The following is a 25090-nucleotide window of genomic DNA, read 5'->3' as shown; positions in this document are numbered from 1 at the left end:
GGGGCCGGAGTTGATCGCGGACGGGGCGGCGGGCCACGCTGTGAGATCCCGCCGCCGCACCCCTCCCGGGAGGAGGTCCCGCTGAACCGCCGTCCTCCCCGTGCCGGCACCGCCCTCGCCCTGGCGGCCGCGGCGCTCGCCGCCGTCCTTGCGACCGCGTCCGGCGGGGCCCCCGCCCGCCCGCCGCAGCCGGGGGCCGCGCCGCCCGCCCGCGTCCTGTCGCGCTACGAGACCGCCGCGCCCGGCAACGCCATCGACCGCGACTGCGGCTACAGCGCCCCGCTGCCCGGACGACCGGGCCGCAGCCTGTGGCTGTTCTGCGACTCGGTGTGGACGGGCACCCGTCCCGGTCTGTGGCTCGGCGCCACCGCCGCGACCGCGCCCGCCGTCCCCGGCCGCGTCCCCACCGCCCTCACCGAACTCCCCGCCCCCTCCGGAACCGCGCACGGACCGGCACCCGCCGCGGACACGGGCGCGGACACGGACACGGGCGCGGCGCGGCCCCCGCAGGGGCTGCTCGGGCCGCCGCCCGGCCTCGTCCTGCCCGGCGGGCGGCCCTGCCACGTGCCCGGCACCGCCTACAGCGCCTCCTGGGTGTCCGGCGCCGCCCTCCCGCCCGGCGCGGACACGGTCCTGATCACCTACACCGACGTGTGCGTGACCGCGGCGTCCATCAGCACCCAGGGCTTCGGGATGGTGGAGTACCGGCCGGCGCGCAACGCCCTCACCGGCCGCGCGAGGCCCTTCACCGCGCCCGGCGGGCTGCCGTTCCAGCAGAACCTCGGCTCCCCCGTCTTCGCCGCCGGGCACCTGTACCTGTTCGCGGCCGTCTGCGACGCCCACGGGTTCGGTGCCTGCGCCGGCGGCCGCGTCGCCCTGGCCCGCGTCCGCGCCGACCCCGCCGCCTGGCGCGACCCCGCCGCCTACGAGTACCGGACGGCCGCCGGGTGGACCCGCGACGCGTTCCAGGCGGCGGGCGTCGTTCCCGGCGCCGCGCCCTACGCCGTCCACGTCGCCGACTACGCCCGCCTCGGCAGGGGCCTGGTCATGATCGAGCAGACCGGGCTGGGCGGCCGGTACCGGCTCTGGCGCGCCGCCGCGCCCGAGGGCCCCTGGCGTCCGGCCGGGGAGGGCACCGTCGGCTGCTCGGGCGGGACCGGCCTCGACCAGTGCCGCGCCCTCATCGGCCATCCCGGCCTCAGCACCCGGGGGGCGCTGCTGCTGTCGTACTACGACCCCGCCGACGACCACGTCCGCGTCCGCGCCGTCCCCTGGTGACCGCGCCCCAGCCCGGTCAGGTGCTCCACAGGCGGCGCTTGCGGTAGCGGGGCTCCCACGCCACCCGGTTGCGGTCGCGGACCGGGCCGGGCAGCGCCGTCAGGAACCGGCTGCGCGCCACCGGCGCGATCCCGTCCACCACCCACGGGACGAACAGCGGCGCGCCCGCGGCGCAGCGGCCCTCGGCCTCGGCGGCCAGCGCCCGCCACTCCGCGGGCTCCAGCAGCGACTCCGCCAGCGGCAGCGCGGTCGCCTCCTCGTGCCGCAGATGCGCCTCCAGCGCCTCCCGGAAGGCCGCCACCGCCGCCACCGCGCGCCCGTCCACCGGCGCCGGATCGGTCAGCACGGCGTCGACGCGGGCGGCCAGGGGCCCGATCCGGGCGTGCTCGGCGCGCATCTGCGCCGGCACGGCCGCCTCCGCCGGGCGCCCGGCCACCGCGCGCTCCACCCGCGGCCACAGCAGCCGGTCCTCCAGGTCGTGGTGCAGGCGGAGCTGGTCCTTGAGGTTGTCCCACCCGGCGCGCACATGCGCGGCCCCGCCCTTGCCGGCCGCCACCGCCGCCGCGAGCCGGTCCAGGTCCCGGCGGAAGGCGTCGTGCGCGGCGTACAGCAGGGCGTGGCAGGTCGTGTCGCGCGGCCGGACCACGAAAGTTCCCATGCACGTAAGAGGCCTCCGGCCGCCGCGGACGTGACACCCCCGGAGCCGGAGAGACGCATCTCACACGCCCGCGCCCCGCCGCTCGCCCGAGGTGGACGCGCCGGGCCGCTCAGCGCGGGCCGGCCTTGGCCAGGATCTCCAGGTAGTGCGGGTTGGTCATCACGCCCAGGATGTTGCCGAACGGGTCGACCACCGACGCGGTCGCGAACCCCGTCCCCTCGCCCCGCTCGGTGACCTTCTCGTGCTCGCGGGCGCCCATCGCCAGCAGCCGCTCCACCGCCGCCTCCAGATCGTCGACGTGCCAGTACATGACCGCGCCGCCCGGCCCGCCGTCCGCGCCGCCGCCCGGCCCGCCGTCCGGCCGGAAGCGGGCGTCGATGAGGCCCAGCTCGTGCTCGTAGTCCCCGACGCGGAACTCGTAGTACCCGGCGCGGCCGTCGGGCCCGGGGACGCTGAAGTACGGCGGGACGCCCAGCAGTTCGGCGTACCAGTCCCTGGCCGCCTCCAGGTCGTCGGCCCACAGGCTGATGGTGGCGAATCCGCGCAGCATGGCTCCTCCTTCGCGAGGCGCGGGACGTCCGGCCTCGGTACCGACGCTAGACCGGCATTAGGTCACCGAACGTCCTAAGTGGACGGCATGATGGGGAACATGCGCGACCCGTCCGGGCGGCTGCTGAAACTGCTGTCCCTGCTGCAGGCGCCCCGCGAATGGCCCGGCGCCGAACTCGCCGAGCGGCTCGGCGTCACCGCCCGCACCATCCGCCGCGACGTCGACCGGCTCCGCGAACTCGGCTACCCCGTGCACGCCACCCGCGGCGGCGCCGGCGGCTACCGCCTCACCGCCGGCGCCGCGATGCCGCCGCTGCTGCTGGACGACGACGAGGCCACCGCCATCGCGATCGGCCTGCGCACCGCGGCCGCCGGCGCCGTCACCGGCATCGAGGACACCTCGCTGCGCGCCCTCGCCAAACTCGAGCGGGTCCTCCCCCACCGGCTGCGGCACCGCGTCGCCGCGCTCACCGAGGCCGCGGTGTCCCTGCCCCCGCAGGACGGCGCGCCGCCCGCCGCCGACCCCGAGATTCTGGCCCTGCTCGCCGCCGCCTGCGTCACCCGCGAGCACGTCCGCTTCACCTACACCGCCGCCGGCGGCGACCGGACCCGGCGGCTGGCGCAGCCGCACCGCCTCGTCACCGCCGGGCGCCGCTGGTACCTGGTCGCCCACGACGAGGATCGCGGCGCCTGGCGCACCTTCCGCGCCGACCGCGTCAGCGCCCCGCATCGCACCGGCGTGCGGGGCCCGGTCCGCGAACTGCCCGGCGGCGCCGACGCCGTGTCCTGGACGATGGACGCCCTCGCCGGCGGATCCGGGACGATCCGGGCGCGGCTGCTGCTGCACGCCCCCATCGCCGAGGCCGCCGAGCACGTCACCGCCTGGCAGGGCGTCCTGGAACCGGCCGGCGAGGACGCCTGCCTGCTGCACACCCACTCGGACTCGCTGCGGTTCCTCGCCCACCGCGTCGCCCTGCTGCCCGTCGACTACACGCTGCTCGACCCGCCCGAACTCGCCCCGCACCTGGCCGCCATCGCCGCGCGCGCCGCCCGCGCCGTCCGGGACTTCCCCCGCCGGCCGTCCCGCTAGCCGAGGGAGGTGTCGCCCAGCGACTCCAGCAGGGCGCGCAGCGCCGCCGCCAGCCGCTCCCGCTCGGCCGGGTCCAACGCGGCCAGCAGCCGGTCCTCGTTGGCGGCGTGCAGGGCGACCAGCTCGTCCACGAGCTCCAGGCCGCGCGGCGCGAGCCGGATCCGCACCGACCGGCGGTCCGCGGCGTCGCGGACCCGCTCGACGAGCCCCTTGGCCTCCATCCGGTCGATCCGGTTGGTGATCGCCCCCGACGTCACCATCGCGGCCCGCAGCAGCGCCCCCGCCGTCAGCTCGTAGGGCGCGCCGTGCCGGCGCAGCGTCGCCAGCACGTCGAACTCCCAGCTCTCCAGCCCCTGCTCGGCGAAGAACCGCTTCAGCTCACGCCCCAGGAGCAGCTGCGCCCGCGAGATCCGCCCGATGACGCCCATGGCGGACACGTCCACGTCGGGGCGCTCCCGCGCCCACTGCGCCAGGATCTCGTCTACCGCATCCGCCACGGCCCCTCCCGAAATCTCAACATTGAGATTACCGACCGCTCCGGGCACCGCACCACGCACTCGACGCCGTCGACGCCGTCGGAACCGCCGCCCGCCATCGGGAACGCCGCCGCATCCCCCGAGGGCGCCGCCGTAGCCGGCCGCGGGTGGTGGCGGCCGGGTCGAGTCCAGGCGTCGGCCGGCGCTGCGGCACCGGCCGCGACCGCTAGTCCCGTGGTCGCCGTGCCAGTACGAGTGCGCGGCCGGTCAGGCCGACGGCGAGCACGCCGGCCGCGGCCAGGACCGAGTGCCAGGGCAGGGTGGCGGCCAGCGTGAGGCAGCCGACGGCGCCGAACACGTTCAGCGGCCGCGGCCAGCGGCGGTCGGCGGCGGGCTGGGTGAAGGCGGCCGCGTTGGCGATGGTGTAGTAGATCAGCACGCCGCAGGATGAGAACCCGATCACGCTGCGCAGGTCGGCGACGGCGACCAGCGCGCTGACGGCGACGGCGACCGCGATCTCGGCGTGGTGGGGTACCCGGTGGCGGGGATGGACGGCGGCGAGCGGGCCGGGCAGGTCGCGGTGGCGGGCCATCGCCAGGACGGTGCGGCCGATGCCGGCGAGCAGGGCCAGCAGTGCGCCGAGCGCCGCGAGCGCGGCCCCGGCGCGCACCGCGGGGGCCAGGGCGCCGACGCCGGCGGCCTGGACGGCGGTGGACAACGGCGCGGCCGCGGTGGCGAGCCGGTCCGGGCCCAGCGCGGCCAGCACCGCCACGCCGACCGCGGCGTAGACGGCCACGGTCATCAGCAGCGCGAGAGGGATGGCGCGGGGGATGGTGCGCCGGGGGTCGCGGACCTCCTCGCCCAGGGTGGCGATGCGCGCGAACCCGGCGAAGGCGAAGAACAGCAGCCCGGCGGCCTGCAGGACGCCGTAGGCGCCGCCGTGGCCCAGCACGGCCCGGCCGTGAAGGCCGGGCGCGCCGGCGCCACCGCCGGCGGCGATCGCGAGCACCACGGCGGCCAGCACGGTGAGACTGGCGATGACCAGGACGCGGGCGGCCAGCGCGGTCCGGGTCACGCCGCGGTAGTTGAGCGCGGCCAGGCCCGTCACCGCGGCGATCGCCGCGAGGCGTCGCGCCCACCATGGGCCGGGGACGGCGTAGGCGGCGAAGGTGAGCGCCATCGCCGCGCACGAGGCGGTCTTGCCGATGACGAACCCCCACCCGGCCGTGAATCCCCACCAGTGGCCCAGCCGTTCGCGGCCGTAGATGTAGGCGCCGCCCGAGGCCGGATGGGCGGCCGCCAGCTGCGCGGAGGCCACCGCGTTGCAGTAGGCGATCACCGCGGCCACCGCGAGCCCGAGCAGCAGGCCGGTGCCGGCCGCGCGGGCGGCGGGGCCGAACACGGTGAACACCCCGGCCCCGATCATCGAGCCCAACCCGATGAACACCGCGTCCCCGGTCCCCAGCCGGCGCGCCAGGCGGGCGGGGCCGTCCGGCCCGGGCGCGGGCGTGTCGGGCGGCTGGGGACCGGGAACTCGCGGGGCCATCGGCATCCTCCTCGGAACGCGGCGACAGGGGGCTGGGGAAGGGCATCCGGCGGTCAGGTGGTCGCGTCGCCGCCGGCGCGGTGCCCGGCGCGGTGCCCGGCGGCCGTGCCGGCGGCAGGGAGCGGCGGCGTCCGTACCAGGGCGATGACCGCCGCGGCGCTGAGCAGGGTCGCCACGGCGAGGGCCGCCCGCATTCCCGCGGGCCCGTAGGAGGAGGCCGACCACACCAGCGTGGCCAGGGCGGGGCCCAGGGCGAAGCCCAGCGTGCGGGCCAGACTGGTGGAGGATCCGGTGGTCGCCAGCAGCCGCTGCGGCGCGCGTGCCATCGCCATCGCCATGTTGGGGGCGTTGAACAGGCCGTTTCCGCAGCCGGCCACCAGCAGCCGCCAGCCCAGGTCCGCGGGATCCCAGGAGTGGTCCAGGGGCAGCAGCAGGGCCAGGCCCAGGGTGAACACCACCGCACCCGCGATGGCGGTCCTGCGCGGGCCCCACCAGTCGCCCAGCACGCCACCGACCGGTCCCATCGCCGCCATGCCGGCGGGGAAGAGCAGCAGGGTGGCGCCGGCGGCCGACACCGACTCCCCGAGCTGGCGTTGCAGGAAGAAGGGGGCGATGAAGAACACGGTGCCGATGGCCGTCGCGGCCGCGGCAAGGGCGACATGCGGCCCCACCTGCCCCGGGGCCGAGAGAAGGCCGCGCACGGCGCCGCCTGCGGGCATGCGCAGCCAGAGCGCCAGCAGCGGCGCCGCCGGCAGCGCGAGCAGCATCCAGGCCGGTCCCCCCTCGGCGGTCAGCGACAGCGCGAGCAGCAGCGCGGCGACCGCCGCGCTCAGCAGCCCCGCCTCGGTGAACCAGCGGCGGTCGGGGACGCGCAGCGCGGGGCCGGGCGGCAGCGCGCGCACGGCGACCGCCATGACGAGCAGGCTCACCGGGACGTTGACGAAGAAGATCCACGACCAGCCCGCCGCGTCGACGAGAACGCCGCCCAGCCCCGGCCCGCTGATCAGCCCGAGTGGGCCGAGGGTGGTGATCACCGCCATCGCGCGGCCGCGCGCCCGCGGCCCGACGGCCGCGGTGGCCAGCGCCGGAACCAGCGAGAACAGCAGCGCGCCGAAGGCCCCCTGCGCCAGCCGCGCGCCGATCAGCCAGGCCAGGCCGGGCGCCAGGCCCGCCGCGGCGCTGGCCGTCGCGAACCCGGTGAGTGAGAACAGCAGCGCCGGGCGCCGCCCGACACCGTCCAGCCAGCGTCCGCTCGGCAGCGCCAGACCGGCCAGCGGCAGCAGATAGGCCAGCACCACCCACTCGGTCAGGCTGGGGGCGACCTGGAGGTCGTGCTCGATCGCCGGCAGCGCGACGTTGACGATGCTCATGTCCACGGAGGCCATGAACACCGCCAGCGCAGCGGCGACCACCAGCCACCACCGGTCCGGCTGCGCGGCCTCCCGCGTCCCCGCGCCGCCGGGACGTTCCTTCCCCTCGACCATGACCGGATCTCCCTCGTCTCGATACGCCCGGGCCGCTCTCCCCCGCCAGCCCGACGAACCGGGCGCGGAGAACGGCCGAAATACATCAAGCTGGTTTGATGCATCAATCGGGCTGGATGTATCATGCGGGGCATGCCGCTCTCAGGTCAAGCCGCCCGGCCGCCGATGCTCGGCCTGGTCGCCCACGCGCTGCGGTGGCGGCAGCTCAGCGAGCGGGCGCGCGGCGATCCGCGCGTGCGGGAACTGGCGAAGGCTGGCGGCCGCCGGCTCCGCCCTTTGCACCCCGCCCTGTCTCCACTACCCCGCCCCACTGGTGACCGCATCCACCGACATCGAGACGGCGGACACCGCACCTTCGGTGTTGTTCAGCGACGGCCGAGGGACACGGAGCCTCTAGCGGTCGAGAACGGGGTGCGTGCCGGCGGCTACCCGGTCCTGGACGTCCTGTGCGGTCATCACCCGGCCTGACGCGCCGCGTATGAGGACGGGCCAGCGCGCCGCGGCCGCTTGGATGAGCTCCGCGGCGAGGGGCTGCGACTCCCCGGTGTCGAGGACCTCCAGTGACACCGAGTTGTAGGGCGCGTCGCCGAGGACCCGGCGGTGCAAGTCCCCCTTGCCCGGCTCGACCGGCGCCGCACCCGGCTCGTCCAGCCGCAGCCAGACGCGGCCCGCGCCGCGTTGCAGCAGCGCGTCGGTGTGCTCGTCGGGATCCATCCGCGCGCCGAGCGACCGGGCCAGCCGCTTGAGGGCGCCGGGGTCGACCGCAGCGGGGAGGATCAGGGTGACGTCCGTGACGCGCCGGCGCCGTGCCGCCGCCGGCGCGGCGTCATACGAGGCGTCCGGGACGAAGAAGCCGCCGTACCGGTCGCTCAGGCGGTCCTGGAACTCCTCCATCCCGACGATCTGCTCACCGAGGTCGTCCACCACCACGGGCCACCGATCCGCGACGGCGAGGACGTACTCGGCCACGAGCCACTCGCTCCCGGCGGCGCTGGTGAACTCGACCACCACCCGGGAGCGCGGCGGCGCGCCCAACTTCCGCGCGTAGGCGTCCAGAAGCGGCGGGCCGTAGGGAAGCGTGTCCGGTTCGTACGGATGCACCCATATCCGGCCTTCGTCGCGCTCCAGTTCCCCGCTCGGCGCGCCGCCGGGCTCGGCACCCGGCTCCCCGCCCAGCGCGCGGACGACCTCCAGGAACTCCGCGGGACCGACGATCGCGCTGGAGAGCAGCACCACGCTGCGAGACATCGGCTCCCCTCAGCACGGCCCCGGGTGCACCGGGGGTCGTTGACGAGGTGGTCTACGCTTCCGAAGACCTCGACGCCATTCTCTGCCCGCCCGGTCGGGGCGGGTCAACGGGGTCTTTGAAGCGCCGGTCTCGCGATGGACGGTAGGCCACTGGCGTCCCCTAGGACCTGCGGGCGCGCTGGCGGACGGCCTCATACAGCGCGACCGTCGCGGCGCTGGCGGCGTTGAGTGAGCTGGCCGCACCCCCGATCGGGATCCGCGCCATCATGTCGCAGCCCTCCCGCCAGCCCGCGCTCAGCCCGGCGGTCTCGTTGCCGATCACCAGCAGCACCGGGCCGGTCAGATCCACCTCGGCGATGTCGGCGGCACCCTTCTCGTCCGTGCCGACCACCATGAGCGGGCGCCCGGCCGTCCGCTCACGCCGCACCCAGTCCAGCACCTCGCGGTGGGAACGGACACGGACCACCGGCACCGCCAGCAGCGACCCGGTGGAGGCACGCACCGCCTTCGGATCGTAGGGGTCGGCGGCGTGCCCGGTGACGATCAACCCCGCCCCGCCGAACGCGTCCAGCGAACGCACCATCGTGCCGATGTTGCCGGGCCCGGCCGGCCGGTCGAACACCACCCCCAGGAACGACGGCACCACCGCGATCCGCGACAGGTCATCGTCGGCAGCGCGACCACCGCCACCAGCTCGGGAACCTCCTGGTCCTTACCGCTCAGCTCCCGCAGCAGTTCGGGCGCCATCGCCACCCGCTCGGCCCCGGCCCGCTCCAGCATCCCGGCCGCCCACCGCGACAGCGGCCGCTCGGCATCGTAGATCAGCGCCCGCACCGCCCAGCCGCGCTCCACCGCCAGACTGATCGGCCGGACGCCCTGCACCAGAAACTCCCCCGCCCGCTGCCGCTTGTTCCGGTTCCGCAGCAGCGCCTCCCACTGCTGAAACCGCGCATTCGGCCGCGAAACCCGCAACGCACCCCCCACCGGACGCTCCTGTCCTCGCTTTCCGTCAGCGAACACCCAAGCTTTCCACAAGACGATCTAGGTCAGGGCATCCTGCTGCGCCTCCTTGAGGGCACCACACAGCGCGCCGTGGCGACGAGGGACTACGGGCGGTCGTGGGCGTCCCCTCCACGACCTCGATCACGGCGTGACCGTACGGCGTGGCCAGGGCCACACCCTGCGCGTCAGCGCCGCGCCCGCGATCCACCGCCAGCTCCTCGAACGCTGCCGGCCTCCAGACGGCAGAGCCCAGGGCACCCCTGGTCCCGGCACAGCGCAAGGCCCCGCCGCGAGTACGAGAACCGCGTCAACGTCCTCCCAGCGGCTACAGCCACACCATGATCGTTCTCACCGATGACCGCCGTGCCGATGTTCCCCAAGGCCGTGGTCGTCCGCGCGGCTGCGGCGGTCCTGACCTGCGGAGGCGGCCTCAGCGCGGGCGGCGCGCTCCCGTTGCGCCGCGGCGTCGGCGCGCGCGGCCGCAAGGTCGGTCTCGAGCCGGTCGCAGAGGGCCTGGCGGGAGGCGAGCGCGTTCTGTGCGGCGGCCAGCTGCTGAGCGGCCTGCTCGGCGGCGGCCTCCAGGGTTTCCTGCCGACGTTCCAGGGCCTGGGCGCGGGCGGCCGCCTCGTGTCCGTGCCGGATCGCCTCGTCGCGCGCCTGCTCGGCGGCTTCGGCTCTGGTCTGCTGGGCGCGGGTGTCGCCGTGGGCGTTGGCCAGCGCTTCCCGTGCGGACGCCAGTGCCGCGGTGGTGCGCGCCAGGTCGGTCCGGAGGGCCTGCAGCCTGTCGGCCTGGGCGCGGGAGGCGGCTTCCCACTGCGCGCGCTCTCGCTCGTGGACGCTGCGTGTATCGCGCAGTTCGGCGGCCTTGGCGTCGCGGGCCGCCTCGGCGGCGGCCTGGGCATCGCGAGCGGCGTCGCGGGCGCTCTGATGCGCGGCGACGGCCTCGGCGGTGTCGGCGCGGACCTGCTCCAAGGCGGCGCGGTCCCGGGCCGCGGCTTGCTCGGCGGCCCGCCGGGCGGCACGGGCCTGTTCGGCGGCGGCGACCGCTTCCTTGCGTGCCTGGTCGGCGGCGTGGGCGCGCGCGTCGGCGTCGGCCTCGGCCTGGCCGGCCGCCGTCGCCTCCGCCTCGGCCTGCCGGACCCGGCTGAGCGCTCCGTCCTGGGCCTTGGCGAGGAAGTCCTGCAGCGCGGTCAGCTGCTCCTGCAGGGCGCTGACGGACTCCGGTACCCGCTGAGCGAGCGCTTCGGCCTGGTGGAGCGGTTCGTCGACCGCGGCGGCGTCGGCCGCGCGTCGGTCCCGGCTGGCCTGGTCGGCGTGGGCCTTGCTGCAGTACTTGGCGGGCCGTCCGCGGCCGCGGACCGGGAGCGGTTCGGTGCAGCCGGCCAGGGCGCACTCCCCCGCCGATGCCGTCGCTGAGGTCTCGGCCGCGGCATGCTCGCCCGCTTCTCCGTCGACCTCGGCGTTGGCGTCAACGCCGGGAGCGGCCGGGGGCTCGGCCTTGCCGGGCGGCAGGCCGCCCTGCTCGGCCGGGGATACGCCGCCGGCCGAACATCCGGCGGCGCCCGGGGGCACGCCGAGTGATGCCCGTGCGGGCGCGGGTGAGGTACCGCCCCCGTCGGCCGGTGGCGTGACCACCGCGCGGCCTGCGGTGTCCCCGGAGTCGCCACTGGTGCCGTTCTTGCTGCTCGTCTCGCTGCTCACCCGGCCCACCATAGCCATTTTTTCACTACACGACGCGATTAATGATTAACGCGTCGTGCGAAACGCGTAAGAGTGAAGACGTTGAGGCTCCGGGATAATGACGGTTATCCTGGTGTGCATGATCAACAGCGGCGACCGGCCCGCGATCGATGCCACACACGACCGCGCGGGTGAGCCGAGCACCGCGGTGGCGGGCGGCATGGGCGCCGACCCGCGGCCGGCCCCGGAGACCCCGGTGGGAGCCACCGAGCTGGTGCCGGCGCCGGCTCCGCCGACGTCCGTGACGCCGGGCCGGGAACCGGCGCAGGACCCGGTCGAGGAGGCCGTCGCGCTACTGCCCGCGCTGCCGCTCGACGATCCCGGCGACCGCTACGGCCTGCGGCTGCTGACCGCCGCATGGCTGCGCGGCCAGCGCAGCGACGCGACCCGCCGCGGCTACTACCGCGACCTGGGCGGCTGGCTGGACCACTGCGCCCGCACCGGGCTGGACCCGCGGGCGGCGCGCCGCGCCGACATCGACGACTGGACGGCGTCCATGACCGTCACCGTCGGCGGCCGGGCACGCCCGCCCAGCGCCGCGACCCAGGCGCGGCGGCTGGCGGCGGTGTCGTCCTGGTACGCCTACCTGCAGTCCAACGACGTCGCCGACGGCAACCCGACCCTGCTGGTCAAGCGCCCGACCAGCGCGCAGATCGCCGCGTCCGCCCGCAAGGCGCCCACCCTCGGCGTCGCCGAGACCGCGCGACTCCTCGACACCGCGGAAAGCCGCGCCGTCGCGAAGGGAACCGAGGCGGCCTGGCGCGACGCGGCCGTGACCGCGCTGCTGTTCTACACCGCGCTACGCGTCTCGGCGCTCACCGGCGCCGACCTGAGCGACCTGGACACCGAAGCCGGATACCGCGTGCTGCGCTACACCGCCAAGGGCAAGGGACCCGACGGACGCGACTACGTCCGCCTGGACGGCGAACTCTGCCGCGTCCTGGACGCCTACCTGACCGTCCGCGCCGAGCGGCGCCCGGACGGCGTCTGCCCGCCCGGACCGCTGCTGGTCACCACCCCACACCCCTACGACCGGGCCAAGGCCGGCGGCAAGCGCCTCACCCAGCGCGACGTCACCAACATTCTGCGCCGCCAGGCCACGCTCGCCGGGCTGCCCGCCGCGTCCCGGCTCAGCCCGCACAGCGGCCGCCGCACGGTCATCACCACCCTGCTCGGCAACGACGTCCCCCTCGCCAAGGTCCAGGACCTGGCCGGACACGCCGACCCCCGCACCACCCGCGGCTACGACGACACCAACCACAAACTCGCCTCCTCCCCCGTCACCGACCTCACCCGCATCCTCGCTTCACACCGCACCAGAACCCGCACCGGAACCGGTGATCCGACCTGACCGGCCGCGCCCTCGAACGCGAACCCGCCGCCGCACTGGGCGTCCCCCATGACGAGGTCCTGATCGCCGCGTTCATCCCGCTCGCCTGCACCATGGGCACCGGCTTCAGAACCGCGCCGCGCATCCCACGCGACCAGGTCCTTTCACTGGGAGCGGTGGTGGACGCCCGGCCGCCGCGCCTGTCGTGGCCGGGGTCGGGCGGGGTCGGGCGGGGTCGGGCGGGGTCGCGGCCGGTTCTGGGCACTCGCCCGCCTGCGCATATGGTGGGGCGCCATGGCGTTGCGACTTGTTCAGGTGAACTTCAAGGCCCGGGACGACTCGGCACTCGGCCGGTTCTGGGCGGAGGCGCTCGGGTGGGGCACCTCCAGTGAGGGGCCCGGGGTGACCAACCTCGAGCCCGTCGGATTCGACTGGCCGGATCCCACCGCCGTCTGCATCGATCTCGTCACCGTCCCGGACCCCGGAACGGTGAGGAACCGCGTCCACCTCGATCTGGCCACGACCTCCGCGGCCCACCAGGCCGAACTGGTGGACCGCCTGAAGGACCTGGGCGCGACGCCCGCGGACGTGGGCCAGAGGGACGTCCCGTGGACGGTCCTGGCCGACCCGGAGGGCAACGTGTTCTGCGTGCTGGAGCCCCGGGAGGTCTACCGGGACACCGGGCCGATCGCCGCGGTGGTGGTCGACTGCGCGGAGCCCCGGGCCATGGCGGGGTTCTGGGGCGAGGCGATGGACTGGACCGTGCACGAGACGACCGACGACCACGCGACGATGCGTTCCGCCGAGGGCGTCGGGCCGTACCTGGAGTTGATCCGCGCGCCCGCCGAGCGGTCCTGGTGGAACCGCGTGCATCTGGACCTGCTGCCCTTCCCCGTCGAGGACAAGGAGGCGGAGGTGGCCCGGCTGCGGACCATGGGCGCCACCGACCTCGACCTCGGTCAGGGCGATGTGCCGTGGACGGTCCTGGCCGATCCGGAGGGCAACGAGTTCTGCGTCCTCGGCCGGGGCTGACGCCGCGCCCGCCCCGGCGGGAAAACCGTTTGAGGGTTCGCTGCGCGGTCCCGTAGGTTGCCTGCGGCCCATCGCCGCGAGGACAGAGGACGAGACCGCGTGACCCCGCCTGCTCTTCAGACCTGACACCTTCTTCCGCTCACCTGTAGCCGGCGTTCGCGCCGGCTCCGCCGGGCCGCGCTCGCGCGCCCGGCCGCTCAGCGTTCGAGGCCGCGCGCAATCGGCCTCGTGTCAGGTCTTGAGAGCTCATGTCTTCACAACCTCATATCGTGCTGCCCTGGGTCGTGCGCCGGACCGGGCTGCCCCTGCTGTCGCTGCGGTGCGCGGCCTGCGGGCCGGAGTCGGCCGCCGTCGGCGAGGGCAGGTTCCGCGTCAACGCCAACGGCAAGCTGCTGGACGTGTGGCTGCTGGTCCGCTGCTCGTCGTGCGATCGGACGATCAAGCTCACCGTGCACGAGCGGGTGCCGGTCAGGTCGTTCGACCCGGCCGACCTGCGCGGCTACCGCGAGAACGATCCGGAGCTGGTGGCGTCCAGGCTGCTGGATCCGCTGCTGGCCCGGCGCAACCGCTTCGCCCTGGACTGGCGGGGCGCCTGGCGGCTGGACGCCCCGCCGCCGCGCCCGGACGGGCCGTGGCCGGTCCGGGTGGAGGTCGTCCTGGAGGACCCGGTGCCGGTGCGCCCGGACCGGCTCATCGCGCGGGGGCTGGGCCTCAGCAGGAGCGAGGTCCTGCGCCGGATCAAGTGCGAGGTCCCGCTGCGCCGCACGACGAGCGCCGGGTTCGCCTTCACGGTGATGCCCGTGGACTGACCGGGGGTGGAGCCGCGGCGGCCCGCCGCGGCTCCACCCCGGACCATGCCCGCGCTCGGCGGCCCGGGAGGGTCGTTCAGTGCTGCTCCTGGATGCGGAGCAGGTTGCCCGCGGGGTCTCGGACGGCGCAGTCGCGGACGCCGTAGGGCTGGTCGGCCGGCTCCTGGACGATCTCGGCGTCCGCGGCGCGCAGCCGCTCGAAGGTGTCGTCGAGGTCGGTGGTGGCCAGCACGACGCCGGCGTAGGTGCCCTTGGCCATCATCTCGGTGATGGTGCGGCGCTCGTCGTCGGTGACGCCGGGGTCTGCGGCGGGCGGTTCCAGGACGATGGAGGCGCCGGGCTGCCCGGCGGGGGCGACCGTGATCCAGCGCATCCCCTCGTATCCGGCGTCGGTGCGGACCTCGAAGCCGAGGACGTCGCGGTAGAAGGCCAGGGAGGCGTCGGGGTCGGTGTGCGGCAGGAAACTGGCGTGGATGGTGATGCCCATGCCGGTCACGCTAGCTGCGGCGCCCGGTCCGGTGCTTCTCGTTTCCTGACCGGCCGGGTGACCTGCTTGGCGACGCACGACGGCATGCCGGCCGTGGCGTCCGCGGCCCGGCGCCGGTAGACGCTGGGCGGCTCGCCGACCAGTTCGGTGAAGCGGGTGCTGAAGGTGCCCAGGGACGAGCAGCCGACGGCGAAGCACACCTCGGTGACGCTGAGGTCGCCGCGGCGCAGCAGCGCCATCGCGCGCTCGATGCGCCGCGTCATCAGGTAGCCGTAGGGCGATTCGCCGTAGGCGAGCCGGAACTGGCGGCTGAGGTGCCCGGCCGACATGTGCGCGCCGCGGGCCAGGGCCTCGACGTCCAGCGGCTGCGCGTAGTCGCGGTCGATGCGGTCGCGGACGCGGCGCAGCCGCGCGAGGTCGCGCAGGCGCTGCGCCGCGTCGGGACTGCTGCTCACCTGTGGAATCCTGCCATACGGCTCTGACCGGGCACGTCCGCGGCGGGCGCGACGGCCCGTCCCGCGGGCGTGTCAGGCGCCGATGTAGGACGCCAGGTGCTCGCCGGTGAGGGTGGAGCGGTCGGCGGTCAGCTGCGCGGGCGTCCCCTGGAAGACGATCCGGCCGCCGTCGTGGCCGGCGCCGGGGCCGAGGTCGATGATCCAGTCGGCGTGCGCCATGACGGCCTGGTGGTGCTCGATGACGATGACGGACTTGCCGGAGTCGACGAGGCGGTCCAGGAGGCCGAGCAGCTGCTCGACGTCGGCGAGGTGCAAGCCGGTGGTGGGCTCGTCCAGGACGTAGACGCCGCCCTTGTCGCCCATGTGGGTGGCGAGCTTGAGCCGCTGGCGCTCGCCGCCGGACAGGGTGGTGAGGGGCTGCCCGAGGGTGAGGTAGCCGAGCCCGACGTCGGCCATCCGCCGCAGGATCTTGTGGGCGGCGGGGATGCGGGCCTCGCCGGCGCCGAAGAACTCCTCGGCCTCGGTGACGGGCATCGCGAGGACCTCGCTGATGTCGCGGCCGCCGAGGCGGTGCTCCAGCACGGCGGCCTGGAACCGGCGGCCCTCGCATTCCTCGCAGGCGGTGGCGACGCCGGCCATCATGGCCAGGTCGGTGTAGATGACGCCGGCGCCCTTGCAGACGGGGCAGGCGCCCTCGGAGTTGGCGCTGAACAGGGCGGGTTTCACGCCGTTGGCCTTGGCGAACGCCTTGCGGATGGGGTCCAGGAGCCCGGTGTAGGTGGCGGGGTTGCTGCGGCGCGAGCCGCGGATCGGGGTCTGGTCGACGGCGACGACGCCGTCGCGTCCCGATACCGACCCGTGGATCAGCGAGCTCTTGCCGGAGCCGGCGACGCCGGTGACGACGACGAGGACGCCGAGGGGGATGTCGACGTCGACGTCCCGCAGGTTGTGGGTGTCGGCGCCGCGGACCTCCAGTTTCCCGGACGGCTCGCGCACCGACGGCTTGAGGGCGGCGCGGTCGTCCAGGTGCTGCCCGGTGAGGGTGCCGGAGGAGCGCAGCCCCTCGACGGTGCCCTCGAACACGACCTCGCCGCCGGCGGTGCCGGCGCGGGGGCCGAGGTCGACGACGTGGTCGGCGATCGCGATGGCCTCGGGCTTGTGCTCGACGACCAGGACGGTGTTGCCCTTGTCGCGCAGTTGCAGCAGCAGGTTGTTCATGCGCTGGATGTCGTGGGGGTGCAGCCCGATGGTCGGCTCGTCGAAGACGTAGGTGACGTCGGTGAGCGAGGAGCCGAGGTGGCGGATCATCTTGGTGCGCTGCGCCTCGCCGCCCGACAGCGTGCCGGACGGCCGGTCGAGGCTGAGGTAGCCGAGCCCGATCTCGGTGAAGGAGTCGAGGGTGTGCCGCAGCGTGGCCAGCAGCGGCGCGACGGACGGCTCGTCCAGGCCGCGGACCCATTCGGCGAGGTCGCTGATCTGCATCGCGCAGGCGTCGGCGATGCTGATCCCGTCGATCTTGGACGAGCGGGCGGCCTCGCTGAGCCGGGTGCCGCCGCAGTCGGGGCAGGTGGTGAACGTCACGGCCCGGTCGACGAACGCGCGGATGTGCGGCTGCATCGCCGCCCGGTCCTTGGACAGGAACGACTTCTGGATCTTGGGGATGAGGCCCTCGTAGGTCAGGTTGATGCCCTCGACCTTGATCTTGGTGGGCTCCTTGTAGAGCAGGTCGTGCAGTTCGTCGTCGGTGAACTTGCGGATGGGCTTGTCGGGGTCGAACAGGCCGCAGCCGCGGTAGATGCGGCCGTACCAGCCGTCCATGCTGTAGCCGGGGATGGTGAGGGCGCCCTCGTTCAGCGACAGCCCGTCGTCGTAGAGGGCGGTCAGGTCGAAGTCGGTGACCGACCCGGTGCCCTCGCAGCGGGGGCACATGCCGCCGGTGATGTTGAAGCTGCGCCGCTCCTTCACGGTCTTGCCGCCGCGCTCGAAGGAGACGGCGCCGGCGCCGCTGATCGAGGCGACGTTGAAGGAGAACGCCTGCGCCGAGCCGATGTGCGGCCGCCCGAGCCGGCTGAACAGGATCCGCAGCATCGCGTTGGCGTCGGTGGCGGTGCCGACCGTGGAGCGGGGGTCGGCGCCCATCCGCTGCTGGTCGACGATGATCGCGGTCGTCAGCCCTTCAAGGACGTCGACCTCGGGCCGCGCCAGCGTCGGCATGAACCCCTGCACGAACGTGCTGTACGTCTCGTTGATCATCCGCTGGGACTCGGCGGCGATCGTGTTGAACACCAGCGAGCTCTTGCCCGAGCCGGAGACGCCGGTGAACACCGTGAGCCGCCGTTTGGGGATCTCGATGCTGACGTCCTTGAGGTTGTTCTCGCGCGCGCCGTGCACCCGGATCAGGTCGTGGCTGTCGGCGGCGTGCGGCGCCCCCGTGTCGCTGTTCGTGGCCCTGCTCATCGTTCTCCTTCACCCCGCGCGGTCGCGGCCCTCGGCCGCGGCAACGGTCACTGTCTACCTGATCGCCCTGCCGGATCGGCGGCGCCGGCCGCGGCGCCCGCCGGGGCGCCCGTCCCCCGCGCTCGCCACGGTAGCCGGGCGCCGCCGCGGGCGCTTCTCGAATCCTGATCGGCTCGGCCGGACGCCGGGGCGCCGGGCGCTCGGGCGGCGGGTCAGCGGGTCCGGGCGGAGCGGCCGAGGCCGGGGATCAGCACGGCGCCCACCAGCAGGTGCATCGCGGCCAGGACGCCCAGGGACGCGGCATCGGCGGCGCTGCCGAGCGGCCCGGCCAGCGACAGGGCCAGGAACACGGCCGCGATGGCCGTCCAGGTGCGCCGGGGGCGGCGGGCGGCGCGTTCCAGCAGGGCGAGCAGGGCCCAGCCGGCCAGCCCGGCGGCGAGGGCCGCGGCGGCGACCATGCCCGCCCCGACCGGCTCGGTCCGCCCGCCGGTCCCGGCGGCCGGGTCGAGCCCGAGGACCGGGCCGGTCAGCGCCCACAGCGCGAGGGCCGCGACGGCGGCGGCGCCGACCGCCAGCGCCCGCCGGGCGCGCGTCCCGGGAGCGGGGGCCTGCCGGGTGGGGGCCTGCCGGGTGGGGGTGTCGCCAGACATGTCGGTCTCCTTCGTTCGGTTCACGTCCGGTCAGCGTCGCGGCGGCGGCGGGTGCGCCGCATCGGGCGCGGGGCGGGGGCGGGTCCGTCCGGGGGCGGGGCGGTCACCGACTTTGGTCGGTGTCGGCCCCGGGGGGCCGCCGCTAGCCTTTGCCCGGTGGACGAGGCGACGTTCGGCCAGGTGGACGCGGGTCCGCTGCGCATGCGCACCGGCGCTGCGATCATGCTCGCGGTGTCGGGGGCGCTGGTCGCGCTGACGGTGTGGGGCCGTACCGGGGCGGGCGGGGGCGTCCTGGCGCTGGACGTCGCGGTGGGGGCGGCGGGCTGGCTGCTGTCGCCTGCGCTGCTGTGGCGCCCGGTCCCGGCGGCGCTGGCGCTGAGCGCGCTGGCGGCGCTGTCCCCGGCGGCGACGCCGGTGGCGAGCATGGGGGCGCTGCAGGTCGCGCAGCGGCGCCCGTTCCCGGTCGCGGCGGGGGTCGGCGCGGCGGGGATCGCGGCGCACGTCGTGCAGGGGCTGCGGCAGCCGAGCGGCGGGATCTCCTTCGGCTGGTGGCTGCTGCTGGTCGCGCTCGGGTACGGCGCGGTGATCGGCTGGGGTGCGCTCGCCCGGGCGCGCCGCGCGCTGCTGATGTCGCTGCGCGAGCGGGCGCGCCGCGCGGAGGCCGAGCAGGGCCGCCGGGTCGCCGAGGCGCGGATGGCCGAGCGGGCCCGGATCGCGCGGGAGATGCACGACGTGCTGGCGCACCGCCTGTCGCTGCTGGCCACCTACGCGGGGGCGCTGGAGTACCGCCCGGACGCCCCGCCGGAGAAGCTGGCGCAGGCCGCCGGGGTGGTCCGGGCCGGGGTGCACCAGGCGCTGGAGGAGCTCCGCGAGGTGATCCTGCTGCTGCGCGCCGACGACGGCGGCGAGGATGGCGGGGACGGCGGGGACCGGCCGCAGCCCGTCCTGGCCGACGTGCCCCGGCTGGTGGCGGAGTCCCGCGACGCGGGCGGGCGGGTCGACCTGCGCGAGGAGGTGGACGGCGCGGCGGAGCTCCCGCCGGCGGCGGGGCGGACCGCATACCGGGTGGTGCAGGAGGCGCTGACCAACGCCCGCAAGCACGCCGCGGGCCGTCCCGTCCGGGTGGCGCTGGAGGGGCGTCCCGGCGCGGGGCTGGTCATCGACGTCCGCAACCCGCTGGCGGCCGAGGGCGGGCAGGCTCCGCCGCCGGGCAGCGGGACGGGGCTGGTCGGGCTGACCGAGCGGGTCCGGCTGGCGGGCGGCCGGCTGGACCACGAGGTCGCCGGCGGGGAGTTCCGGCTGCGGGCCTGGCTACCATGGCCGGCGTGATCCCTCCCCTGCGCGTGCTGATCGTGGACGACGACGCGCTCGTCCGCGCCGGGCTGTCGATGATGCTGGACGGGACGGGCGGGATCACGGTGGCGGGCGAGGCCGCCGACGGCGACGAGGTGCCCGCCGCGGCCGACGCGCACGCGCCCGACGTCGTGCTGATGGACCTGCGGATGCCGCGGGTGGACGGCATCACCGCGACGCGCCGGCTGCGCGCGAGGGCGAACCCGCCCGAGGTGATCGTGCTGACGACGTTCGACTCCGACGAGGACGTCCTGCACGCGCTGCGCGCGGGCGCCAGCGGGTTCCTGCTGAAGGACACACCGCCGGACCGGATCGTCCACGCCGTCCGGCGGGTCGCGGCCGGGGAGCCGATGCTGTCGCCGCGGATCACGCGCCGGCTCATGGACCGGGCCGCGACCGAGGCGGGCGCGCACCAGCGGGCCCGCGCGGCGCTCGCCCGGCTCAGCCCGCGCGAGAGCGAGGTGGTCCTGGCGATCGCGCGGGGGCGGTCCAACGCCGACATCGCGGCGGAGCTGTTCATGAGCGTGGCAACGGTGAAGGCGCACGTGTCCAGCGTCCTGACCAAGCTCGACCTGGACAACCGCACCCAGATCGCCCTCCTGGCCCACGACGCCGGCCTCGCCTGAGCCGCCGGGGAACCGGGGGTTCAGTGGGCGGGGCGGGGCCGCCCCCGCGGCGGGGGCTCGGGTCCCGGGGCGACGAGGGCGCCGGCGCGGGCCGCCGCGCAGGCGGCCGCGGCGGCGCGGTCGGCGGCGGCCGCGTCGACCGGTTCGCCGGTGATGAACGCGCGGTGGTAGAGGGGCGCGACGGCGGTGCGGACGACCTCGGCCGGGTCGGTCCCGGCGGGGACCTCGCCGCGGGCGGCGGCGCGTTCGACGATGACGGCGGACTGCTCGTGGCGGCGCGCGTAGAAGGCGTGCAGGGCGCGGGCGGCGGCGGCGCTATGCGCGGCGGCCAGCACGAACGCGCGGGTGAGAGGCTCCTGAGCGGGGTCGGTGAGGCCGGCCAGGACGAGCCGGGCGAGGTCGCGCAGGTCGCCGGCCAGGGTCCCGGTGTCGGGGACGGGCCACGGTTCCGCGGCGGCGCGGTCGAGGGCGTCGGCGATGAGGCCGTCAGCGCCGCCCCAGCGCCGGTAGACGGTGGTCTTGTGCACGCCGGAGCGGGCGGCGACGTTCTCGACGGTGAGGCCGTGGTGTCCGTGCTCGGACAGCTCGGCGAGGGTGGCCGCCCGGACGGCGTCGCGCACCCGGGCGGTGCGGCCGCCGGGGCGGACGGTGCCGGGCCCGGGCGCGGTCATGGGCGGGCGTCCCCGGCGCGGGTCGGAGCTCACGGCACCGAGCGTAACGCAACGCGGGTTGCGTTAACCTCGCCGCGGTGCGGTAACAGCAGTTGAGGACGAGGGGGGACGATCATGTCGCAGGGTTCGCACGCCACGATCAGGGAGTACGCGGTCACCGGCCCGGAGGCGGGCCCGTACGGCATCGCGGCCGGTCCGGACGGGGCGCTGTGGTTCACCGTCGTCCACGAGGACCGCATCGGCCGGATGACGCCGGACGGCGAGCTGACCCTGCACGGCCCCGCCCCCGCCGGGCCGATGATCATCACGGCGGGCCCGGACGGCGCGCTGTGGTTCACCGCGTTCCGCGACCACGCGATCGGCCGGATCACCACCGGCGGCGAGATCGCCCGGTTCGCCGCGCCCGCCGGCTGCGGCCCGTGCGGGATCGCGGCCGGGCCCGACGGCGCCCTGTGGTTCACCCAGATGCACACCGGCCGCATCGGCCGCGTCACCACCGGCGGCGACGTCACCGACTTCGCGGTGCCCGGCGAGGGCACGATGCCGTCGATGATCACGGCGGGGCCGGACGGGGCGCTGTGGTTCACCCTCAACCAGGGCAACGCCATCGGCAGGATCGCCCCGGACGGCGACGTCGCCGTCCACCCGCTGCCCACCGAGGGGACGGCGCCCGTCGGCATCGCCGCCGGACCGGACGGGGCGCTGTGGTTCACCGGGATCGGCACCGGCCACATCGGGCAGATCACCACCGACGGGAAGGTCACCGAGTTCCCGCTGCCCGACCCGGCGGCGCGCCCCCACGCCATCGCCGCCGGCCCCGGCGAGGACCTGTGGTTCACCGAGTGGGGCACCGCCCACGTCGGCCGCATCACCCCCGACGGCCGCGTCCACGAGCATCCGCTGCCGACTCCCGGCTGCGAGCCGCACGGCATCGCGCTCGGCGCCGACGGCGCGCTGTGGACGGCGCTGGAGTCGGGCGCGCTCGCGCGCATCGCCGTCGGCTGACCCCCGGGTCCCGGCCACCCGCGGCGTCCGGTGCGGGCGGGAACGGGCACGGTTCGAGGGGCGGTGGAACGTCCCGGCGCCACGGTGGAGCCGCGCGTCACGCGACATCCGCCACCGGGCGTCCCGTCACAGACGCTCGCGGTCGCGTTCGCCCATCTGCGGCCCGGCGCCGCTGCCGACCGGGTCGCCACCCGCCGCGGAGCCACCCGCCTCAGAGCCGCGGGCCGAAAACCGGTTGGCGAGATCGGCGGTGTTCGCCTACAACGGTCGGATGCTGCGCAAGTACCCCCGGACCCCGCACATCGAGGGGTCCCGGCTCCAGCCGGGCGACCACGACCTCGCCGCGGCGCCGTTCGCGGCGATTGCCGGGCGGCACCTGGTGGTGGAGGAGAAGCTCGACGGCGCCAACGCCGGGATCAGCTTCGCCCCGGACGGGCGGCTGCGCCTGCAGAGCCGCGGCCACTACCTGGCCAGCGGGCCGCGCGAGCGGCAGTTCGGGCCGTTCAAGGCGTGGGCGGCGTCGGTCCAGCACGTCCTGCGGGAACGGCTCGGCGACCGGTACGTGCTGTACGGGGAGTGGCTGTACGCCAAGCACACCGTCTTCTACGACGCGCTCCCCCACTACTTCTGCGAGTTCGACGTGCTCGACCTGTCGGACGGGACGTTCCTGTCGACGGCGCGGCGCCGTGAGCTGCTGGACGGCGCGCCGGTGGTGCCGGTGCCCGTCCTGCACGAGGGCACGGTGCCCGACGCGGCGGCGCTGACGGCGCTCGCGGGCCCGTCCACCTGCCGCACGCCCCGCTGGCGGGACGCGCTGCGCGCGGCGGCGGAGGCGGGCGGCGCCGACCCGGGCCGCGTCGCCGAGGAGACCGACTCCTGCGAGGAGATGGAGGGCCTCTACATCAAGGTGGAGGAGGACGGGCGCACCGTCGCCCGCTACAAGTGGGTCCGGCCGAGCTTCCTGACCGCGATCCCTGGACGCGGGCACCCACTGGCAGGACCGGCCGATCGTCGCCAACGGCCTCGCCGACCCGGAGGTGCTGTATGCGGGTGTTCGATGAGCTGTGCCCGGCGCCGCCGCACTGGGACGTCCCGTGGCGGGAGATCCGGGACGCGTTCGGCTGGGTCCGCGACCTGGCGGGCGTCCCGCAGGACGCGGTGTTCCACGGCGAGGGCGACGTCGAGGTCCACACCCGGATGGCGTGCGAGGCGCTGGCGGCGCTGCCGCGGTGGCGGGCCCGCCCGCCCGGGGAGCGGGTGCGGCTGTTCGCGGCCGTGCTGCTGCACGACGTCGCCAAGCCGCACTGCACCGCCGTCGGCGACGACGGCCGCATCACCGCGCGCGGCCATTCGCGGCGCGGCGACCTGATGGCGCGGCGGATCCTGTGGGAGCTGGGCGCGCCCGTGGCGTGGCGCGAGCATGTGGCGGCGCTGATCCGCCACCACCAGGTGCCGTTCTGGGCGCTGGAGCGCCCCGACCTGCAGCAGATCGCGTTCCGCGCCAGCCTGCTGGCCCGCAACGACGACCTGGTGCTGCTGGCGTCGGCCGACATCCTCGGCCGGATCTGCCCCGACACCGAGGAACTGCTCGACAACGTCGCCCTGTACGGGGAGTACTGCGCCGAGCAGGGCTGCCTGGACGCGCCGCGCGCGTTCCCGTCCGACCACGCCCGGTTCTGGTACTTCCGCACGCCCGGCCGCGACCCCGGCTACGCCGCCTACGACGACACCCGCTGCACGGTCACCGTCCTGTCGGGCCTGCCGGGCGCCGGCAAGGACCACTGGACCGCCGCCAACCGCCCCGGCGTGCCGGTCGTGAGCCTGGACCGGATCCGCGCCGAGATGGGGGTGTCCCCGGCCGGCGACCAGCGCGCGGTGGCCGCCGCGGCGCACGAGGAGGCCCGCGGGCATCTGCGCGCCGGGCGGTCGTTCGTGTGGAACGCCACCAACGTGTCCCGGCGGCAGCGGGACGCGTGCACCGGCCTGGCGGCCCGCTACCGGGGACGGGTCGAGGTCGTCGCGCTGGAGGCGCCCCCCGCCGTGATCCGCGACCGGAACCGGGCGCGGCGCGCTCCCGTCCCGGACGCGGTCGTCGACCGGCTGGTGCGCCGCTGGGAGACCCCCGACCCGACCGAGGCGCACCGGGTCGACTGGCTCACCACCGCCTAACCGCCCCGCCGCTGCCCCGCGGCGGGATAATGGGCGGGCCGAGAGAGGGAGGCTGCTCATGGGCGGGCGCGTGGCGCTGGTGACCGGCGCCGGATCGGGCATCGGCGCGGCGGTCGCGGCGGCGCTCCTGGACGCCGGGTGGCGGGTCGCGCTCGCCGGCCGGCGCGCGGAGCGCCTGCGGGAGACCGCCCGGTCCGCCGGCGGCGGGGAGGCCCTCTCCGTCCCCGCCGACGTCACCGACCCCGGGTCGGTGCGGGACCTGTTCGGCGCCGTCGCCTCCCGGTGGGGACGGCTGGACCTGCTGGTCAACAACGCCGGAACGTTCGGCGCGTCCGCGCCCGTGGAGGAGTACCCGCACGAGGAGTGGCGCGCCGTCGTCGACACCAACCTCACCGGCGCGTTCCTGTGCGCGCAGCAGGCGTTCCTGATGATGCGGGACCAGGACCCGCAGGGCGGCCGCATCATCAACAACGGGTCACTGTCGGCGCACGCCCCGCGCCCCCGCACGGTCGCCTACGCCGCCAGCAAGCACGCCGTGACCGGGCTCACCAAGTCCCTGTCGCTGGAGGGCCGCGCCTACCGGATCGCGTGCGGGCAGATCGACATCGGCAACGCCGCCACCGACATGACCGGCGGGTTCGCCGCGGGCACCCTGCAGGCGGACGGTTCGGTGCGGGCCGAGCCGGTGATGGACGTCCGGCACGTCGTCGACGCCGTCCTGTACATGGCGGGCCTGCCGCTGGAGGCCAACGTCCAGTCGATGACGGTGCTGGCCACCGCGATGCCGTCCCACGTGGGACGCGGCTGACCCGCCGCCGCGCGCCGCCGCCGCCCGCGACGGGACGCGACGGGACGCGGCGGCGCGGCGGGCCGCGTCCGTTCACCCTTCGTCGGGACGCGCACACGTTTAGCCGCTGACGACGGGGAACGCCACCTCCAGGCTTCGAGACCAAACGCGGAGGGGGCCTGAAGGCT

General features: G+C 75.7%; 24 protein-coding genes and 1 pseudogene. 11 read left to right on the top strand and 14 right to left on the bottom strand.

All coding sequences use genetic code 11. The features are described from left to right. Positions 1-327 precede the first annotated feature (327 nt). On the top strand, positions 328-1278 hold the full coding sequence (locus SM611_RS32170) for a glycoside hydrolase family 183 protein (protein WP_371954090.1): 951 nt from the start codon (positions 328-330) through the stop codon (positions 1276-1278). 16 nt (positions 1279-1294) lie between these two features. Here the strand turns inward: SM611_RS32170 and SM611_RS32165 are convergent, their stop codons facing one another. Both SM611_RS32165 and SM611_RS32160 read right to left on the bottom strand, forming a co-directional pair. Then, positions 1295-1936, bottom strand: a complete 642-nt coding sequence (locus SM611_RS32165; protein ID WP_371954089.1) for a hemerythrin domain-containing protein — start codon at positions 1934-1936, stop codon at positions 1295-1297. A gap of 109 nt (positions 1937-2045) precedes the next feature. Beyond that, on the bottom strand, positions 2046-2486 hold the full coding sequence (locus SM611_RS32160; RefSeq protein WP_371954088.1) for a VOC family protein: 441 nt from the start codon (positions 2484-2486) through the stop codon (positions 2046-2048). 99 nt (positions 2487-2585) lie between these two features. Here SM611_RS32160 and SM611_RS32155 point away from each other — a divergent pair, with 99 nt between their 5' ends. After that, a complete protein-coding gene (locus SM611_RS32155) occupies positions 2586-3575 on the top strand; it encodes a helix-turn-helix transcriptional regulator (RefSeq protein WP_371954087.1) in 990 nt (329 codons plus the stop codon). Here the strand turns inward: SM611_RS32155 and SM611_RS32150 are convergent. From SM611_RS32150 to SM611_RS32120, 7 genes are all read right to left on the bottom strand, one after another. Beyond that, positions 3572-4072, bottom strand: coding sequence for a MarR family winged helix-turn-helix transcriptional regulator (locus SM611_RS32150; RefSeq protein WP_371954086.1), 501 nt, complete (start codon positions 4070-4072; stop codon positions 3572-3574). The two genes, SM611_RS32155 and SM611_RS32150, sit on opposite strands and share 4 nt — an antisense overlap. A 205-nt stretch (positions 4073-4277) precedes the next feature. Continuing rightward, entirely contained in the window at positions 4278-5597 is a 1320-nt protein-coding gene (locus SM611_RS32145; RefSeq protein WP_371954085.1) for an APC family permease, read from the bottom strand. Positions 5598-5650: 53 nt separating this feature from the next. Then, entirely contained in the window at positions 5651-7081 is a 1431-nt protein-coding gene (locus tag SM611_RS32140; protein WP_371954084.1) for an MFS transporter, read from the bottom strand. A 393-nt stretch (positions 7082-7474) separates the two neighbouring features. Further along, complete coding sequence (locus SM611_RS32135) at positions 7475-8329, bottom strand: hypothetical protein (protein WP_371954083.1); 855 nt, start codon at positions 8327-8329, stop codon at positions 7475-7477. A 160-nt stretch (positions 8330-8489) separates the two neighbouring features. Continuing rightward, positions 8490-8912, bottom strand: a complete 423-nt coding sequence (locus SM611_RS32130) for a TrmH family RNA methyltransferase (RefSeq protein ID WP_371954082.1) — start codon at positions 8910-8912, stop codon at positions 8490-8492. Then, positions 8873-9313: a hypothetical protein gene (locus SM611_RS32125; protein WP_371954081.1), complete on the bottom strand. Its 441-nt coding sequence runs from the start codon at positions 9311-9313 to the stop codon at positions 8873-8875. The genes SM611_RS32130 and SM611_RS32125 overlap by 40 nt, the downstream gene beginning before the upstream one ends. A 366-nt stretch (positions 9314-9679) precedes the next feature. Then, a complete protein-coding gene (locus SM611_RS32120; protein WP_371954080.1) occupies positions 9680-11032 on the bottom strand; it encodes a coiled-coil domain-containing protein in 1353 nt (450 codons plus the stop codon). A gap of 118 nt (positions 11033-11150) precedes the next feature. Here SM611_RS32120 and SM611_RS32115 point away from each other — a divergent pair, with 118 nt between their 5' ends. The 3 genes from SM611_RS32115 to SM611_RS32105 all read left to right on the top strand — a co-directional run bounded on the left by SM611_RS32115 (position 11151) and on the right by SM611_RS32105 (position 14242). Further along, entirely contained in the window at positions 11151-12422 is a 1272-nt protein-coding gene (locus SM611_RS32115; RefSeq protein WP_371954079.1) for a tyrosine-type recombinase/integrase, read from the top strand. 273 nt (positions 12423-12695) lie between these two features. Beyond that, a complete protein-coding gene (locus tag SM611_RS32110) occupies positions 12696-13433 on the top strand; it encodes a VOC family protein (RefSeq protein WP_371954078.1) in 738 nt (245 codons plus the stop codon). A 269-nt stretch (positions 13434-13702) separates the two neighbouring features. Further along, positions 13703-14242, top strand: a complete 540-nt coding sequence (locus SM611_RS32105) for a DUF1062 domain-containing protein (RefSeq protein WP_371954077.1) — start codon at positions 13703-13705, stop codon at positions 14240-14242. Positions 14243-14318: 76 nt separating this feature from the next. Here SM611_RS32105 and SM611_RS32100 read toward each other — a convergent pair whose 3' ends face one another. From SM611_RS32100 to SM611_RS32085, 4 genes are all read right to left on the bottom strand, one after another. After that, complete coding sequence (locus SM611_RS32100; RefSeq protein ID WP_371954076.1) at positions 14319-14729, bottom strand: VOC family protein; 411 nt, start codon at positions 14727-14729, stop codon at positions 14319-14321. Between the two features lie 5 nt (positions 14730-14734). Beyond that, positions 14735-15193 carry a helix-turn-helix transcriptional regulator gene (locus tag SM611_RS32095; RefSeq protein ID WP_443112153.1) on the bottom strand — a complete coding sequence of 153 codons (459 nt, stop codon included), beginning with the start codon at positions 15191-15193 and terminating at the stop codon, positions 14735-14737. A 63-nt stretch (positions 15194-15256) separates the two neighbouring features. Next, a complete protein-coding gene (locus tag SM611_RS32090) occupies positions 15257-17641 on the bottom strand; it encodes an ATP-binding cassette domain-containing protein (RefSeq protein WP_371954074.1) in 2385 nt (794 codons plus the stop codon). A gap of 212 nt (positions 17642-17853) precedes the next feature. Then, entirely contained in the window at positions 17854-18291 is a 438-nt protein-coding gene (locus tag SM611_RS32085; protein ID WP_371954073.1) for a DUF6069 family protein, read from the bottom strand. Between the two features lie 156 nt (positions 18292-18447). On the opposite strand from SM611_RS32085, the gene SM611_RS32080 reads away from it, so the two are divergent. Beyond that, entirely contained in the window at positions 18448-19620 is a 1173-nt protein-coding gene (locus SM611_RS32080) for a sensor histidine kinase (RefSeq protein WP_371954072.1), read from the top strand. Then, positions 19608-20270 (top strand): response regulator, encoded by a 663-nt coding sequence (locus SM611_RS32075; protein ID WP_371954071.1) that lies wholly within the window; start codon positions 19608-19610, stop codon positions 20268-20270. Before SM611_RS32080 ends, SM611_RS32075 begins: the two co-directional genes overlap by 13 nt. Before the next feature lie 20 nt (positions 20271-20290). Here SM611_RS32075 and SM611_RS32070 read toward each other — a convergent pair whose 3' ends face one another. After that, positions 20291-20974: a TetR/AcrR family transcriptional regulator gene (locus SM611_RS32070; RefSeq protein WP_371954070.1), complete on the bottom strand. Its 684-nt coding sequence runs from the start codon at positions 20972-20974 to the stop codon at positions 20291-20293. 81 nt (positions 20975-21055) lie between these two features. Here SM611_RS32070 and SM611_RS32065 point away from each other — a divergent pair, with 81 nt between their 5' ends. The 4 genes and pseudogenes from SM611_RS32065 (at position 21056) to SM611_RS32050 (ending at position 24923) form a co-directional block, all read left to right on the top strand. After that, a complete protein-coding gene (locus SM611_RS32065) occupies positions 21056-21946 on the top strand; it encodes a Vgb family protein (RefSeq protein ID WP_371954069.1) in 891 nt (296 codons plus the stop codon). 271 nt (positions 21947-22217) lie between these two features. Further along, positions 22218-23007, top strand: a pseudogene (locus SM611_RS32060) (RNA ligase family protein). Further along, positions 22991-24115, top strand: a complete 1125-nt coding sequence (locus SM611_RS32055) for an AAA family ATPase (RefSeq protein WP_371954068.1) — start codon at positions 22991-22993, stop codon at positions 24113-24115. The pseudogene SM611_RS32060 and the gene SM611_RS32055 overlap by 17 nt, the downstream one beginning before the upstream one ends. A gap of 58 nt (positions 24116-24173) precedes the next feature. After that, the gene (locus SM611_RS32050; RefSeq protein ID WP_371954067.1) at positions 24174-24923 is read left to right on the top strand and encodes an SDR family oxidoreductase; all 750 of its coding nucleotides are present in this window, start codon (positions 24174-24176) and stop codon (positions 24921-24923) included. The last annotated feature ends 167 nt before the right edge of the window (positions 24924-25090 follow it).

It is taken from the genome of Actinomadura monticuli, assembly GCF_041463655.1.
In the GTDB taxonomy this organism is placed as follows: Bacteria; Actinomycetota; Actinomycetes; order Streptosporangiales; family Streptosporangiaceae; genus Spirillospora; species Spirillospora monticuli.
This window is presented reverse-complemented; position numbering and strand designations above follow the sequence as displayed.